Origin of the sequence: Nostoc sp. FACHB-152 (assembly GCF_014697475.1) — a bacterium.
Lineage (GTDB): Bacteria > Cyanobacteriota > Cyanobacteriia > Cyanobacteriales > Nostocaceae > Nostoc_B.
On sequence record NZ_JACJRV010000005.1, the window covers coordinates 82970 to 98215 of the forward strand.

A 15246-nucleotide genomic window follows, 5' to 3' on the forward strand; every position below is an offset into this window, starting at 1 on the left:
CAGAGGCGCAGAGAGAATTTAGGAGTTTTAAAAAATAAAAATATTGTGGTTTTATTATGTGAAAATATTGAAAACTAGTTAGATAAATTTAGAAGTTTTAGGTTAAAAATTGGTTTATGAAAAGTATTTGTTTACCATCTGGTCAATTGATACCGAGATTGGGAATGGGGACGGCGGGATTGGGTGAGGCGATCGCACAACAGGAAAATGAAATTGCTGCTTTGCGTCGCGGGATTGATTTGGGTATGACGTTGATTGATACGGCAGAAATTTATGGTGATGGTGCAGCAGAAAGGTTAGTTGGGGAAGCGATCGCTAATTGTCGTGCATCAGTTTTTCTCGTGAGTAAGGTTGCGCCTCGCAATGCGGCTGGACAAGGGGCGATCGCAGCTTGCGAGAACAGTTTACGGCGGTTGCAGACAGATTATCTCGACCTTTATTTGTTGCACTGGCGGGGGAATGTACCGTTATCAGAATCTTTGGCAGCATTGGAGAAGTTGAAAGAATCAGGCAAGATTCGAGATTATGGGGTGGGCAATTTTGATGTTGCGGATATGGAAGAAGCCTGTGCTTTAGCTGGAGATAAAGCTATTGCTACTAATCAAATCCCCTACAATTTGCAGCATCGCAACTGTGAGTGGAAGTTGTTATCTTGGTGTCGGCAAAGAGGAATCCCAATCATGGCGCATTCACCTTTGTTACAAGGTGAATTACTCAAGCATCCTAAATTGCACTCAATTGCCCAACAGCGCGGGGTAAGCGTTGCACAGGTGGCGATCGCTTGGTTGTTGCAGCAAGAGGTGATAGTCTTTCCCAAAGCCAGCAGTATCGCCCACGTTGAACAAAATCGCGCCGCCCTCGATTTAAAGTTAACAACAGAAGAACTGAATGCTTTGGATGTTGCTTTTCCTCCCCCATCTGCACCTATTGCGCTGCTTGATAATTGGTAATCTCCTTTATGTAGGGTTGTTAAATCTTTTTGCCAAATCTTCGGTTTTCTGTTTATAAAATTCCTTGGTGAGTATTGGCGGATATTTAGGAGATTCGCCAGCATCTAAGCAAGTTTCAATACAGGCAATTTCTGTATCATCTCCAGGAGAGAGAAAGAAAACTAAGGAGTATCTTTCTGGAAGACTACGGACATTAGCTGGCATTAATACCCGATGTTTGGTAGCCGGGAGTTTATCGTTTGTCCATCGCTGCATGACATCGGCGATAAAGACTATTGCTGAGTTAGGGAGGGGGGGCGCAGCAATCCATTCTCCGGCATTAGTGCAGATTTCTAGCCCGCCATTTTCATCTTGAAACAGTAAGGAAAGACTGCCCCAATCTGTATGTTCCTCGAAACGTGCTTCGCCGGGTTGGGGAGGTTCGGATACTTCATAGTAGCGATGTAATAGCCCATAGTCGGCTTGTTGAGGATGGCGATCGCTAAAGTAAGATTCTGGTAAGTTAAGGGCAAGGGCGATCGCTTTGAGGATACTATTACCAGCATTATGACAAGCTATAAATAATTGTTGTACAGCATCACAAAAGGCGGGGTGCTGTCTAAGGTGTTGATGAACCTGCTGCGCGACAGTGGAATCTGTATATATCTTGTCTGTTAAAACGGCTTCGCCAAAGACGAAGGCTTCTCTAAAGTCAGCGTTATATTTACTGTAAAAGTATCCGAGTGGTGCGCCGTCTTTCCAAGCTAGCTGTCTTTTTTCTAATTCTGGTAGTGCAAAGAAGCCATTAGTATGGGCGAAGGCTTGGTCAATTGCATTTTGGGAGACACAATTTTTGAGGTAAAAGCAGCCTACTTCTTGAATTGCACGTAATACGCGATCGGCAGTCAAGTTATGCAAGTCCAGTATGGGAATTTGTGTAGAACTCGCAGTAGGTTGTGCGAGTTTTTGAATGGTGTTCATGGGGTGTGATTGGAGTAAACTTTTTTAAACGCAGAGGGGTATGAGGTTAGCGCGAAGGTACGCGGAGTTTCAATTTCGACCGTATTTTGTGGCTCGGTCTTTGGTTCTTTTGAGCAGATGATCGCCTACAAATGTTGGGGGATATTTGGGAGATTCACCGAGTTTTAAGAAACCTTCTAGGCAAGTGACTTCTATTTCGTAATTAGGAATGACAAAAAAGCTAAATGAGTATCTTTCTTTTACTTTTTGGAAGTCAGTTGGTACAGAGACTTTATGAGGTGTGGCGCAAAATTTATCGTTAGTCCAGCGTGACATCATATCGGCAGCCATGACTAAAACAGTGTTCGGAACTGAAGAGGTAGTAATCCATTCTCCTTGAGGTGTGTATACTTCTAGCCCTCCTCCCTGATCTTGAAATAGCAGGGTGATGCTGCCTAAATCAGTGTGTTCATAAAAGCGAGTTTGTCCTGTTTTGGGGGCTTGGGAGATGTTGGGATAATAATTGAAGACTCCGGCGTGGTTTTGCTGAGAATGTAAATCGGTAAAGTAGGAATTTGGTAGTTGTAAAGCGATCGCAAATGCTTCCAATACATTCAAAGCACATTCTTGGGAAGCCTGAAAAAATTGTTGCAGGACTTGACGAAATTGGGGCGGATTTTGCGGCCATTGATTTGGAACATCCAACATCTCTGCATAACTATCAATTGCGGCTTTGTTGGGGTCAAGTTCATTAGCAAAACTAAAAGACTCGTGTAATTGTCCTGGTTGAGTACCAATGAACATTTTCTCAAAGGGTATGTAACCGCGACTCCGCCCGGTTACTGCTGAGGCTACTTTCTCTTTTTCTGCTAATGGGAGTGCAAAAAACTTTTCGGCTTGGGTAAAGGCTTGGTCAATTAAAGTTTGAGAAACTCCATTTTTTAAATAGAAGCAGCCCATCTGTTGAATAGCATCAGAGATTTGGTTTGCTACTGCTGCTTTGGCATTGCTATCACCCGTAACAAATGGATATAAATCAATAATGGGAATCTGGGATGCTACAGTGGTTTGCTTTGTCAGTTCATTGAGTGAGGTCATAGTTAAAATTTTCCTAAAAAATTGATGATTTCTTCTTGAGTAATTAAATCTTTTACCTTCTGTAAAACTTATTCTTCGTCACGCATTAAATCACAAGTGCTACATAGCGGAATTTGCTGAAATTCATATTCATCTGTTCTGCCAAGGTAGTCTTTCACAGTACCAACAATACCTGTGCCGTTCACATCTATACAGCAGGTGTTGATGCTGCCATCCCATAAAACTACAACTCGCTTTTTCGTTTCAAAAATGCAAGGTTTGTACTTATCTAGCGTCATCGTTAAACTGCGACGGGATGTAGTATTAGAAGTAACTTGCCCAGCCCAATCATGCTTTTCTTGCTGATGAGGATTATAGGTATAGACAATAGATAAAGGGATGGACTTTTCTTTAAACATTTCTTGAATACGTTCTTTCTGCCCAACAAGATGTTCGGAAAGATAAATATCACGCACACCTAATTGGGCTAAACGCCGCGCCTTTTCTTCGTCAAGAAGTATCCCGTTAGTGATAAACTTGCACTCGATGCCTTTGGTTTGGGCATAAGCAATAAAATCAAATAACTCTGGATGAATTAGGGGTTCACCAAAATTATTTAGAAATAAATCTTTCTGTCCACATTCAATTGCTAATTCTACAACATCTACAAATGTAGAAAATGTCATATTTCCTTTCGCTCTACTTTGAGATGGGTGAGGACAGTAAGAGCAAGTAAGATTACAAAAATTGGAAATTTCAACTTGATAAATATACATTGTTTTAATTGCAAATTAAGTAGAACGGCGTAAATATTTGTAGTGGGGATAAGGCAGGAGGCAGGAGGCAGAAGGGAAGAGGTTTTTAGCTTAGTTAAATTTTCGTAACATAGGTTTTTTCTCACCGACTTACTTAGTCTTCAAGCTAGTAACATTTGTGGTATACGGCGCGATCGCCACCCGCAACGAAGGTATCAATGCAGTTCCCGCGAGCAACCACAGCCGGGGCAGAAGTACAATAACCTCCGAGATGCTGCCAATCACTCCAGGCTGAACCATCCCAACTCTGACGGTACATTGCACCATCACAGCCAACAGTAAAGATATCTAGCCTATTTTCTGAGCTAGAAGTAGCACTCACACCATACTGGCAATACCCGCCCAGATTTTGCCAACTACTCCAATTTGAGCCATTCCAGCGTTTGTGATAAATCGCACCATCCCCGCCTAACACAAAGGTATCAATACAATCCATCCCACGAGCCACCGCAGCTGGCGCAGAAACACAGTAACCGCCGAGATTTTCCCACTCATCCCACGCTGAACCATTCCACCGCTTATGGTACATCCCACCATCAAAGCCAACAGTAAAAATATCTAGCAAATTCTCACCACCAGAAGTGGCGGCGACTCCATAATGAGAGTAACCGCCCAAGTTCTCCCAACGGCTCCAACTTGAACCATCCCACCATGTTCGGTATGTGGCGCGATCGCTACCCAAAACGAAGGTATCAATGCGGTTCTTCCCCCAAGAAACCGCAGCTGGCGAGGAAATACAGTAACCTCCCAGTCTTTGCCAATCGCTCCAAGTTGAGCCATCCCACCACTTATGCCATAAAGGGCCAATACTCGCAGTCAGTAAGACATCTAGCCGATTCTCTGACCAAGAAGTAGCTGTTACACCATATTGACAGTATCCGTCTAAATATTCCCCATCACTAGAAAATGTGGGCATATCTTCTTTTGATGCGGGACTCATCGCCGGAAAGGGCATACCAATTGCTGCTGTAATTAAATTGCTTGTTGTCATTTCTCTCTCTTCAACTCCTACTCTCTGCGCCTCTGCGTGAGACAAATTCTTAATTCCCCACCCCATACCACTTGTGATACACTGCGCGATCACTCCCCAAAACAAAAGTGTCAACACGCTTTGGTGCTGAAGTAACCGCAGCCGGCGCAGCAATCGAGTAACCACCTAGATTATTCCAACCAATCCAGTTAGAGCCATCCCAATACTTCTGATACACAGCACCATTACGAGCAATAATATAGATATCTAGCCGATTCTCCATCCCAGAAGCAGCCGCCACACCATACTGAGAATAGCCGCCGAGTTTTTCCCCACCAACCCAGTTTGAACCATTCCAATACTTGTGATAGACTGCGCGATCGCTACCCAATGCAAAGGTATCAATCCGGTTTAATCCCCAAGAAACCGCAGCTGGTGTAGAAATACAGTACCCTCCTAGCCTCTCCCAATTGCCCCAGATTGAACCATCCCAAGACTTTTGGTATATCGCACCATCCCAGTTAACGATAAACACATCCAGCTGATTCTCTCCGCCAGAAGCAGCCGCCACACCATACTGGGAGTAGCCGCCAAGATTTAGCCAATCACTCCAGGTTGAACCATCCCAGCTTTTATAGTAGACGGAGCGATCGCCCCCAATCGCAAAAATATCAAGTCGGTTTTCTCCTCTCGAAACCGCAGCAGGTGCAGAAATACAGTAACCCCCAAGTCTTTCCCAATCACTCCAAATAGAGCCATTCCACCTCTTGTAGTAAACAGCACTATCCTTGCCAATCGTCAAAACATCTAATCGATTTTCTGCCCCCGAAGTCGCAGCAATACCATACTGAGAGTAGCCGCCAAGCTTTTCGCCATCCATAGCAAACCTTGGCATATCTTCTGTGGAAGCAGCACCCATCATCGGGTATGGGGTTGGTGGAGGATAGGGCATACGTAGTGACACATCTGGAATTTCCATTTCCAGAGGTGGCATTTCATGAGATATTTGCTCGGTGGTTGTTTGGCTCATGTGAATTATGAATTATGATTGAGGGTATTTAAAATTACTTCGGCTGCTAGTTGATGTCCCGCAGCATTCCAATGACCATCGATATCAAAGTAAAGCTTTTCTTGGTTGCTATTTTTCCTAAAATCATCTGTTAAATTGACACAAGTTATATCTTGTGATTTAGCCAGATCACATAAACGCTGATAACCAATTTCTTCATTTTTAAGTAAAGCTACACTTTCAGGAAATAATTGAGCGTAATCTTTGATATAGGCTGATTCTTTTGAAGGTACAAGAAAAACAAACAGCTTAACTTGGTTTTTCTTTGTTAAGTTAATAATTCGTGTTAATGCCGCTTCTACTTTGACAACACCACCAGATGTTAAATAATCGCTATCTACACCTACCCCTGATTCTGGTGCTGCCAGCCCTAAATTAAATAGAGTTAAACCATTTTTGGCTTCTTTATAAATAGAATTTGCGGTTGCTGCTGGCAAGCTTGTTTTGTTATTTTTTAAAACAAATTGATATAAAAAACTTTTTTCATACCAAGGTGAAAAACTTCTTTGTTTAAGAGTATTATATATCTTTTGACCAATATCCGATGAATAGTTAGTCAAATCATTAGAAACTATAGATAAGACTACTCTCTGAGGTTTATATTTTGCAATCCATTCATTAAACAATGTTTCATATTGGGCGAAAGAATAACCAGGAACACCTAAATTAATGACTGGCTGCTGCAATTTTGCTTCTACAAGTCTGGGAAATGTTTTTTGTTCATTTACCCATTGCCCCCAGGTAAATGAATCTCCAATAAAATATAAATTTGATTTGGTATAATCTCTGCCGAGATTGCGAAATCCATAACTATCTGTATTGGCGATCTCCGTAACTTTTGCTTCTTGCCAAACAGTTTTAAAATCCTTCAGGTTTGATTTTGGCTTGTAGCCTAATTGAGTATCGGGTTGAATAAACTGATAAAAAATTTGCGCCTTGGACTTTTGCGGGGTAGCAACTCCGGTAGTAATGGCAAAAGTTTCAACGATTAACAGCCCGACTATAACTCCAGCCAGCATGAGGAATAAATTTTGTAGCCAAGGCTTGATTTTTCGCATTACTTGTTACTCTTTTAATTACGAATTATAGATTGTTGACATAGTTGTTTAGCCACAATTTCTCCTGCTAACTGATGTCCTAAAGCATTCCAATGTCCGTCGCAGCGAAAAGTATTATCAAACCCATGCAAGCAAACATTATTTTGCTCGGCATAAGCCTGAAAAGTTTGTCCTAAATTGATTGTGGTAAAACCTTCTTTTTCTCCTAACGCTGCTAGTCGTTTTTCTGGGTAAAACCAATCTGTTACTCCTGATACCTCCTGACGCTGACGCACGCTAGAATCGGGATTAACTTGCAGAGGAGTTGTTAGCGTAACTACTGCAAAACTCGCTTTTTTAACAATTGTTTGATTATGTATTAAGCGAATTAGTCCTTCTGTTTGTTGCCATGCTTGTTGCCATTCAGGATCGGTTGCAGTATTGTAAACAAGCCATTCTGTTTGCTTCAAGAAATTCTGCCATTCAGGGTCAGTGACCGGAGATAGTATTGCGGGTTTGGTTGCTAACTGAGTGTCTGGTTTTTTATTCTCTTGATGCGGAAGTGGGAAAGCGTATTTTGCTTGTTTGATCAGTTGTAAAATCCGCAAATGGTCTTGAAGTTGGAGATAAGTTTGATGCCACCATGACTTTTGTGAACGATAAATATCCATATTGACAAATGAGTCATCAACCACCCAATCACCTTTTTGATTAACAAAAAAAGGTTTCATCAGTGAGCTATCATCCATAGCAGTTGTACTCACCATTTTTTCGGCGAGAGTGCGGGAGTTGTTGATCAAATCATTGCCGGGATAGAAATTTAAAAGTACAAAGTCTGGTGAATAGTTCCAAACTTTTTCCTGTAAGGTGATGAGTTCTTGGTCAGTTCCATAACCATTAACTCCGAAGTTCATCACTTCTACGTCATGACCTGCGAGGGTGGGACAAGTTTTCAGTGCGCGTTCGATGACGGCGGCGATTCCTTGTGCTTGTGGGAGTTGGCGTGCTTCTGTAAAAGAATCTCCCAACAAGGCAATACGGAAAGTATTAGGTGGCTTAATCGGGGAGTGTTCTCGGTCGTGGAAACCTTCACTGTTGTATTGGATGTAGGCTTCCCCTTCATCATGCACCCAGCCAGCTATATATGGTCTTCCTGCCCAACCTCTATGTTGGTCGTAGGTATAAAATGTCTTGGATTCAATGCCAGCAATGCGTAAGCCAATTTCTACGACAGCCAGCCCCAAGACAATTCCGCCTAGCAATAAAGCTAGGGTCAGCGTTACCGCTACCCACCGCTTTAAGGGTAATGACGATGTTGCCACCTCTCTTTCCTCAAAATAGTGTGTAAATAAAGGGCGCAAGTACGGAGGACTGTGCAAAGACAATCAGGACACCTAAAAGTAATAATGTGACGATGAGGGGAAAGAGGAAGAATTTACGGCGTTCTTTCAGTAATCCCCACAAATCTTTAATTAAGTCTTGTGTTGTATCAAACATTAGAAAGGGTTCTCCATTGTGTTTATAGGTTTTACTTGATTGATAATGCGATAGGTTTTTGCGTCAGCATCGAACTTTCTTGCCATCGCATCATGACGGAATAAGAACCGCATCACTATACCAATTGGCATGATTAAGGTATAGAAAAGAATACTGAGAATTATCCGAGTATTAATCCAACCTAAAACCAGTCCAATTCTCATCCAAATTTGGTAAAGACCATTGAGGGTAGCGGGGGCAATGAGCGCCCACACCCACAGGATGCCAGCGATCGCCCAAGGTAAAATCGGTAAGGGTTCGTGATGGAGTAGGGGTAAGAGGCTACCGAATAATCCGGCAGCGATCGCACCGCCAAGCAGTCCAAAATCCCGTAGTCCTTTGCGATCAAGTTGTTGTATCTCGTTCATAGGCGTTAATCTAATTCAAATTCTGTTTTCCAAGATTCGTCTTTCTGTACCTGGGGTTGGTCGGATTTGGCGAGGATAAAGTTTTCTAAGACCAAGTAATCCATCTCGGTTCGCATAAAACAGCGATAGGCATCTTCGGGTGTACAGACAATGGGTTCACCCCGGACATTAAAGGATGTGTTGACCAAAACTGCACAACCTGTTTTGGCTTGAAAATGCCGCAGCAGGTCATAATAACGCGGATTAGTTTGTTGATGAACAGTTTGAATCCGCGCGGAGTAGTCTACATGAGTGACGGCGGGAATGTGCGATCGCTTGACGTTTAATTTATCAATCCCAAACAACTCCTCCTGTTCTGATGTCATGGGAATCCGCAGTTCGGGGTGAATTGGTGCAACCAGAAGCATATAAGGGCTGGGACGGTCAAGTTCAAAGTAGTTAGAAACCTGTTCTGCTATAACAGAAGGGGCAAAGGGACGGAAGGATTCACGATATTTGATTTTCAGGTTCATCACCGATTGCATTTTGGGATTGCGAGGATCACCAATGATTGAACGACCACCCAAAGCGCGGGGGCCAAACTCCATCCGTCCAGAAAACCAACCTACAACATTACCTTGTTCGAGAATTTCCGCCAGATGAGGCATGAGTTGATCATCTTCTAAGTATTGGAAAGGCGCATTCACGGACTGGAGATAGTCTTGAATCTCTGTTTTCCCAAAACAAGGGCCGAGATAACCGCCCCGCATCGCATCCCCATCATGAGGAATGCGCGGCTTTTCGTGATATTGATGCCAAATAGCTAAGGCTGCCCCAACTGCGCCTCCTGCGTCTCCGGCGGCGGGTTGAATCCAAATGTCTCGAAAACCTGTTTCTCGTAAAATGCGACCATTAGCGACGCAATTTAGAGCGACTCCTCCAGCTAAACAAAGATAGTCTGTGTCCAGTTCCTTTTTGACCGTTCTCGCCAAACGCAAAACGACTTCCTCTGTCACCTCTTGGATGGAACGGGCAATATCCATTTCGCGTTGGGTGAGTTTCCCTTCGCTTTCCCGTGGCGCACCACCAAATAATTCATGAAATTTCGGGGTAGTCATGGTCAACCCCGTGGTGTAGTTGAAGTAGTCCATATTCAACCGAAATGTGCCATCTTCTTTGAGATCTAAAAGATGGTTGAGGATATGGTCTACATATTTGGGTTCACCGTAGGGTGCTAAACCCATGAGTTTGTATTCCCCAGAGTTGACCTTGAAACCTGTGTAGTAGGTGAAGGCAGAATACAGCAGTCCTAGAGAATGGGGAAAATCAATTTCCCATTGGGGAGTAAGTTGATTATCTTCTCCTAACCAAACTGAGGTAGTTGCCCATTCTCCTACTCCATCGAGACACAGTACCGCCGCCCGTTCAAAAGGACTGGGGAAAAAGGCCGAGGCGGCGTGCGCTTGGTGATGTTCAGTAAATAAAAGTTGGGGTAATTGCGTTTTTTTGCAATCTCCGAGGGTTGATAGTTCTTTTTTTAACAGTGATTTTAGATAAAGCTTTTCCTTTAACCAAACTGGCATCGCTGCAATAAAAGAAGCTAATCCCTTGGGTGCGTAGGCGAGATAGGTTTCTAGGAGTCGTTCAAATTTGACCAATGGTTTATCGTAAAAAACGATTTGGTCTATTTCTCGTAATTTAATATTTGCTTGTTGGAGACAATAAGCGATCGCACTTTTAGGAAATCTCGCATCATGTTTTTTGCGGGAAAAACGTTCCTCTTGTGCGGCGGCAATAATGTCACCATCCACAACTAAGGCGGCGGCACTATCGTGGTAATAAGCTGAAATTCCTAGAATACGCATTTTTATATAAAACTCCTATTTTTAAAAAGGCAGGAGGAAAGAAAGTTTTAGTCGTATTTATTTTTTTTCACTTAGAGTATGTTTTTATTGTGCGTTCCCTGTTTTATAAATCTATATCGCTCAATTTCCACAAACCCAAACTCTTTTGTGGGTAGTCTTTTCTTTCCGTGGATTCTTCATCAATAATTTCCAGCACATCAGGAAAGTTGTATGGAGGTAATCGTAAATCGATGGCTCGCCAATCACCGGTAACAATATCTTTATTTTCGATTATTCCCGGATAAGTTGTTGTTAATAGATATGTAGAATTGCTTTTTTTAAAGTTTTTAATTACAGCCAGAGCATCTTTAAATGAAAGATGTACGAGACAATCTCTACAGAAAATTAAATCAACTTGCGGCAGTGGATCTGTTGCTAAATCGAGATTGATAAATTCTCTGATTTCGTTCCCATAGCTACTTTGATTTGTGGTAATTAAATCAGCAACAATATCACATCCGATATATTTTTCTAAATTAAGTTGTGCTTCTTTTAGCCAATAAAAATCTCCACAGGGAGCATCAAGCATTATTTTGGCATTAAGTTTTTCTAGTAACCTTGGTAGTTTTTGGATAATTACCGATGTTTGTTTCAGAGTAGAACCTCTGCCAGAAATAGATTCCTGACCACCCCATCTATTACGATAATATATATCATTAAAAACTTCTTTTCTGTTTTTACCTCGATACGATAAAAGCATTAATTCATATTGCAGGTTAAATGATACATAGTCAAAAAAAGACTTAATTGGTTTTAAAATGGTGTTTTTACTCATGATTTTTAATTAGGATAAATGTCAAAGATAATTAAAACTGAAAATAGACAAATGGTTGAGGATTGATTGCTGTAAATCTAAGTATTAGTGAAACTAATGCCCCATAAAAAACGGCAAAACTCCATTTAGGAATTTTCTGCCACCAGTCTGTTAACCAACCCTTATAAGCAGCCCAGTGCAGAATAATTAAAGGTAGAAAAAACCAGGCAATTTGAATATTTATATTTTCAGAACCAGGAGAATTTAGGAATAAAAAAGCTTTCTCTATTTGTATGGCACTGATAATATCGTTACTGCGAAAGAAGATTGCCGAGGCACAAAACCAGTAAAATGTGACGGGAAGACCTACAATATTTCTCAGTGGCAACAATTGCTTATAAGGAGCAAGCCAAGATGACCATTGCTTGTGAACAATTAAAGCGATGCCATGCAAACCTCCCCAAATTACAAAATGCCACGCCGCACCATGCCAGAACCCAGAGGTAAGCATCAAAATGAGAATATTTCTATACCTAAAAAGTTCTGTGCGTTGTTCTCTAGGACGCATTTTCATCAAAGGGCTATAAATATAGTCTCGTAGCCAGGTGAAGAGGGTAATGTGCCAACGTTGCCACAATTCAGTAATATTGCTAGAGAAGTAGGGAAAATTAAAGTTGAGGGGTAGCTTGTAGCCAAGTAACCCTGCACAGGCGATCGCCATATCTGAATAGCCAGAAAAATCGCAGTATACTTGGATTACAAAAGCAATTACAGCAACCCAACAACTTAAGGCAGTATAAATCTCCGGATTCGTGAAATATTGGTCTACCAACGGAGAGAGATTATCCGAAATACAAGCTTTCTTAAAATATCCCACCAAAAACAGCGTTAAACATCCCCGAAAATCAACGTCGTTTAAATTTTTGGATGTTAGTAATTGCGGCAAAAATGTAGATGCCCGGACAATAGGCCCGGCAACCAATTGTGGAAAGAAAGATACAAATAAAGAAAAATCCCAAAAACTTCTAACAGGTTTGACTTTACCTAGATACGCATCAATTGAATAACTTAGGGTTTGAAATGTGTAAAAACTAATGCCAGCCGGCAGAATAATTTGCAAGGTTGTAACACTAACAGATAATCCTAAAAAAGTTAATAAATGTAAGGCAGAGTCAACAAAGAAATTATAGTATTTAAAAAATCCTAATAACCCTAAATTTACAACTAAACTAAGTATCAACCATCCTTGGCGTTGCTGCTGATTTAGTGGTTTAGTTAGCAGGGCATCCCAAGAAAATAAATTTTTCCATCCCTCCTTAATAGCCTCGCTTGTGGGAATTTCTGCTTTTGCTGTGGCACTATCTACCTGTGGTCTAGATAGCATCAAACCCACAAAGTAATCAACCACTGTCGAAAGCAAAAGCAGGGAGAGAAACCGCCAATCCCAAGCACCATAAAAGATATAACTACAGACTAGCAACCAGGTTTTACGATGATTTTGTTTCTGCAAAGCCCAGTAGACGCAGAAAATAAGAATAAAGAAAAATATAAAACGAAATTCTGTAAATACCATATTGATTTTATGGGAAAATTAACGTCTACAACATCAATTCTGACTTATAGATATAGGCGATCGTTGAGATATTCCATTTTGAGATAACTTCAGATGTTTAGAAAACTCTGTTGCCAAAATCCGGGTAAATTCTTCAGCCCCTTGGTGATTTAAATGCCTACCATCAGCGCGGCGATCGAGTTCATATAAAGTGGCGAAAGTATTAGGATTATTGAAAGCAAATAGTGTTGAAATGTATCCTAAATCGTAAGCTGTCATAATAGAATTAGGGTCAGCATCAGAATCTAGGACTGGAGGAATCAAGAACACAGGTACAATTTTATTATTGCTAGAACTTTCCGATTTATCAATTTTATGAATAACCTTATTAATGATTTTAATACCAGAGGAATTTTTTGGATATGTAGATGATTTATTTTGCTCAAAAACTCCTGATTTTGCTTTTTCTAATCTCTGTTGATAACTCTCCAAATATTTAGATTGGAAAGTTTTATTCCATTCCTCACTATCTTTCATCCAATCCATTGCATAATATCCAGCTTCCTGTAGTAATTTGTCACTAGAGGTTACTTTTTGTAATCCAGTTGCTGGTAATTTATCCGGGCTTTGCTGCCAAAAACTAGAAAAATAACCAATTCCTAACCATCGATAGATAAAGCTGATTGAATTTGCATAAAATCCTCTAATTTTTTCTTTGAAGTCATAGTTTGATTCTGCAATTAATTGAAAATTTTCTATTGTTTTAAGAGGAGTATGCCAGTAAACATTTTTAGCCGCAGTTGGCGCATTCTCCATAAAACCGTTAACTAAACAATCTAAAAATATCCATTTTAAGTTTGCTGGTTTTAAAGCTAAAATTTTTTCTAAGTAAAAATCCATTTCAGCTATATTTGCCCCCATAATTCCAAAGTTGAAAGATTTGATCCTCCTACCATTAGCTGCCATTGTTTCATCAAATACTTTGGGGACAACTCCTTGATATGTGGTACTAGACCCCAAAAAAATCACATCATAATCATCTTTATATTTAGCAAAATATTCAAATTTAGTACTAATATCATCAAGATTTTGAGGAATATTAGAAGATGGTAAAAATATATTAATTAATCCAGCACTTGAAATCACAGCAAGCACAAATATCATGCTATAAAAAAACATCACTACTGGTCTTGGTATAGTCTTGGTTAAAATATCTATATTCATTGTCGTATTTTTGTTTCATGCAAAGACGAACAAGTTTAATTTTTGTAGGAAGTTAAAATTGATGTATTGTTATTATTTCTTTGGATATAAAATTCACTTGTTAAAATCGGTGGATATTTTGGAGTTTCATTTGCGTCTAAACAAGTTGCGGGACAGACGATTTCAGCATCATTATTAGGAGATGCAAAAAAAGCAAAGGAGTATCTTGGTTGGATTTTTTGGGTTTTAGAGGGGATAGAAACTTGATGTTTTGTGGCATAAACTTTATCGTTTGTCCATCGCTGCAAAACTTCTCCTGCCATGACGATAACCGTATCAGGAATTAAAGTGACTGGAACTCTCTCTCCAGTTTTGGTACAAATTTCTAAACCTTCTATTTCATGTTGAAATACATAAGTAATAGTATTTCCATCTGTATGTTCTCCCAAGCGAACATTTTGGGCTTGGGGAAGTTGAGATGCAGCAGGATAGTGATGCAATCCTACAGCATGATTTTGCTCAAAATGTAACTCAGAAAAATAGGAATCAGGCAATTTCAAAGCAATGGCTAAAGCTTCAAGAACTTTCAGCGTACTTGCATGACAAGCAACGAAGAATTGCAACATTACTTCCCGAAACTCTGGTTGATTTTGTAGCCATTGGTTCGGTTTGTGAAATGGATGATTTAGCTTATCTAATTCCTCTGGTTTCATTTCTCTACCAAAGTAAAATTGTTCGCTGAGTATACTTGAACTACCTATAGGGATATATCCTCGATGACACTGTTCTGTTAAGGCTATCTGTTGTTTTTCTTCTAATGGCAGTGCGAAAAAATGCTTGGCTTGAGCAAAAGCATGATTAATTAAACTTGGGGAAATATCGTGATTTTTAAGATAGAAACATCCTATTTCCTGTAAAGCACTGGCAATTTGATTAGCAACTAATTCTTTAGCAACTCTGTCACCTGCCAAAAATAGATGGAAGTCAATAACAGGAATCTGTGTGGAAACAATAGATTCTTTTGAAAGTTTGTTGATTAGGGTCATTATTAACGAACCACAAAGGACTCAAAGGACACAAAAAAAGAAGGTAA

15 protein-coding genes are annotated in these 15246 nt (G+C 40.5%); 1 reads left to right on the top strand and 14 read right to left on the bottom strand.

Annotated features, from left to right (window positions below; translation table 11 throughout):
• Positions 1–116: 116 nt before the first annotated feature.
• Complete coding sequence (locus tag H6G76_RS06925) at positions 117–950, top strand: aldo/keto reductase (protein ID WP_190697472.1); 834 nt, start codon at positions 117–119, stop codon at positions 948–950.
• A gap of 6 nt (positions 951–956) precedes the next feature.
• Here H6G76_RS06925 and H6G76_RS06930 read toward each other — a convergent pair whose 3' ends face one another.
• The 14 genes from H6G76_RS06930 to H6G76_RS06995 all read right to left on the bottom strand — a co-directional run bounded on the left by H6G76_RS06930 (position 957) and on the right by H6G76_RS06995 (position 15199).
• The gene (locus H6G76_RS06930; protein WP_190697475.1) at positions 957–1910 is read right to left on the bottom strand and encodes an isopenicillin N synthase family oxygenase; all 954 of its coding nucleotides are present in this window, start codon (positions 1908–1910) and stop codon (positions 957–959) included.
• A gap of 69 nt (positions 1911–1979) precedes the next feature.
• A complete protein-coding gene (locus tag H6G76_RS06935) occupies positions 1980–2987 on the bottom strand; it encodes an isopenicillin N synthase family oxygenase (RefSeq protein ID WP_190697479.1) in 1008 nt (335 codons plus the stop codon).
• A 68-nt stretch (positions 2988–3055) separates the two neighbouring features.
• Positions 3056–3742, bottom strand: coding sequence for a radical SAM protein (locus tag H6G76_RS06940; protein WP_190697482.1), 687 nt, complete (start codon positions 3740–3742; stop codon positions 3056–3058).
• A 145-nt stretch (positions 3743–3887) separates the two neighbouring features.
• The gene (locus H6G76_RS06945; protein ID WP_190697485.1) at positions 3888–4772 is read right to left on the bottom strand and encodes a carbohydrate-binding protein; all 885 of its coding nucleotides are present in this window, start codon (positions 4770–4772) and stop codon (positions 3888–3890) included.
• Between the two features lie 49 nt (positions 4773–4821).
• Positions 4822–5781: a carbohydrate-binding protein gene (locus H6G76_RS06950; protein ID WP_190697488.1), complete on the bottom strand. Its 960-nt coding sequence runs from the start codon at positions 5779–5781 to the stop codon at positions 4822–4824.
• A 5-nt stretch (positions 5782–5786) separates the two neighbouring features.
• The gene (locus H6G76_RS06955; RefSeq protein ID WP_190697490.1) at positions 5787–6878 is read right to left on the bottom strand and encodes a GDSL-type esterase/lipase family protein; all 1092 of its coding nucleotides are present in this window, start codon (positions 6876–6878) and stop codon (positions 5787–5789) included.
• Positions 6879–6892: 14 nt separating this feature from the next.
• On the bottom strand, positions 6893–8179 hold the full coding sequence (locus H6G76_RS06960; protein ID WP_190697493.1) for an SGNH/GDSL hydrolase family protein: 1287 nt from the start codon (positions 8177–8179) through the stop codon (positions 6893–6895).
• A gap of 10 nt (positions 8180–8189) precedes the next feature.
• On the bottom strand, positions 8190–8354 hold the full coding sequence (locus tag H6G76_RS06965; RefSeq protein ID WP_190697495.1) for a DUF5989 family protein: 165 nt from the start codon (positions 8352–8354) through the stop codon (positions 8190–8192).
• Positions 8354–8761 carry an SxtJ family membrane protein gene (locus tag H6G76_RS06970; protein WP_190697498.1) on the bottom strand — a complete coding sequence of 136 codons (408 nt, stop codon included), beginning with the start codon at positions 8759–8761 and terminating at the stop codon, positions 8354–8356. The genes H6G76_RS06965 and H6G76_RS06970 overlap by 1 nt, the downstream gene beginning before the upstream one ends.
• Before the next feature lie 5 nt (positions 8762–8766).
• Positions 8767–10605, bottom strand: a complete 1839-nt coding sequence (locus H6G76_RS06975; RefSeq protein ID WP_190697501.1) for a carbamoyltransferase — start codon at positions 10603–10605, stop codon at positions 8767–8769.
• 103 nt (positions 10606–10708) lie between these two features.
• A complete protein-coding gene (locus H6G76_RS06980; RefSeq protein WP_190697504.1) occupies positions 10709–11419 on the bottom strand; it encodes a class I SAM-dependent methyltransferase in 711 nt (236 codons plus the stop codon).
• A 31-nt stretch (positions 11420–11450) separates the two neighbouring features.
• Complete coding sequence (locus tag H6G76_RS06985; RefSeq protein ID WP_190697507.1) at positions 11451–12971, bottom strand: MBOAT family protein; 1521 nt, start codon at positions 12969–12971, stop codon at positions 11451–11453.
• 33 nt (positions 12972–13004) lie between these two features.
• Positions 13005–14174, bottom strand: coding sequence for a hypothetical protein (locus H6G76_RS06990; RefSeq protein WP_190697509.1), 1170 nt, complete (start codon positions 14172–14174; stop codon positions 13005–13007).
• Positions 14175–14209: 35 nt separating this feature from the next.
• Entirely contained in the window at positions 14210–15199 is a 990-nt protein-coding gene (locus tag H6G76_RS06995; RefSeq protein ID WP_190697512.1) for an isopenicillin N synthase family oxygenase, read from the bottom strand.
• Between the last annotated feature and the right edge of the window lie 47 nt (positions 15200–15246).

Bases quoted from the DNA above. Each gene is read 5' to 3' on its own strand.
- H6G76_RS06925 (WP_190697472.1), top strand. From the start codon at position 117: ATGAAAAGTATTTGTTTACCATCTGGTCAATTGATACCGAGATTGGGA.
- H6G76_RS06930 (WP_190697475.1), bottom strand. From the start codon at position 1,910: ATGAACACCATTCAAAAACTCGCACAACCTACTGCGAGTTCTACACAA.
- H6G76_RS06935 (WP_190697479.1), bottom strand. From the start codon at position 2,987: ATGACCTCACTCAATGAACTGACAAAGCAAACCACTGTAGCATCCCAG.
- H6G76_RS06940 (WP_190697482.1), bottom strand. From the start codon at position 3,742: ATGTATATTTATCAAGTTGAAATTTCCAATTTTTGTAATCTTACTTGC.
- H6G76_RS06945 (WP_190697485.1), bottom strand. From the start codon at position 4,772: ATGACAACAAGCAATTTAATTACAGCAGCAATTGGTATGCCCTTTCCG.
- H6G76_RS06950 (WP_190697488.1), bottom strand. From the start codon at position 5,781: ATGAGCCAAACAACCACCGAGCAAATATCTCATGAAATGCCACCTCTG.
- H6G76_RS06955 (WP_190697490.1), bottom strand. From the start codon at position 6,878: ATGCGAAAAATCAAGCCTTGGCTACAAAATTTATTCCTCATGCTGGCT.
- H6G76_RS06965 (WP_190697495.1), bottom strand. From the start codon at position 8,354: ATGTTTGATACAACACAAGACTTAATTAAAGATTTGTGGGGATTACTG.
- H6G76_RS06970 (WP_190697498.1), bottom strand. From the start codon at position 8,761: ATGAACGAGATACAACAACTTGATCGCAAAGGACTACGGGATTTTGGA.
- H6G76_RS06975 (WP_190697501.1), bottom strand. From the start codon at position 10,605: ATGCGTATTCTAGGAATTTCAGCTTATTACCACGATAGTGCCGCCGCC.
- H6G76_RS06980 (WP_190697504.1), bottom strand. From the start codon at position 11,419: ATGAGTAAAAACACCATTTTAAAACCAATTAAGTCTTTTTTTGACTAT.
- H6G76_RS06985 (WP_190697507.1), bottom strand. From the start codon at position 12,971: ATGGTATTTACAGAATTTCGTTTTATATTTTTCTTTATTCTTATTTTC.
- H6G76_RS06990 (WP_190697509.1), bottom strand. From the start codon at position 14,174: ATGAATATAGATATTTTAACCAAGACTATACCAAGACCAGTAGTGATG.
- H6G76_RS06995 (WP_190697512.1), bottom strand. From the start codon at position 15,199: ATGACCCTAATCAACAAACTTTCAAAAGAATCTATTGTTTCCACACAG.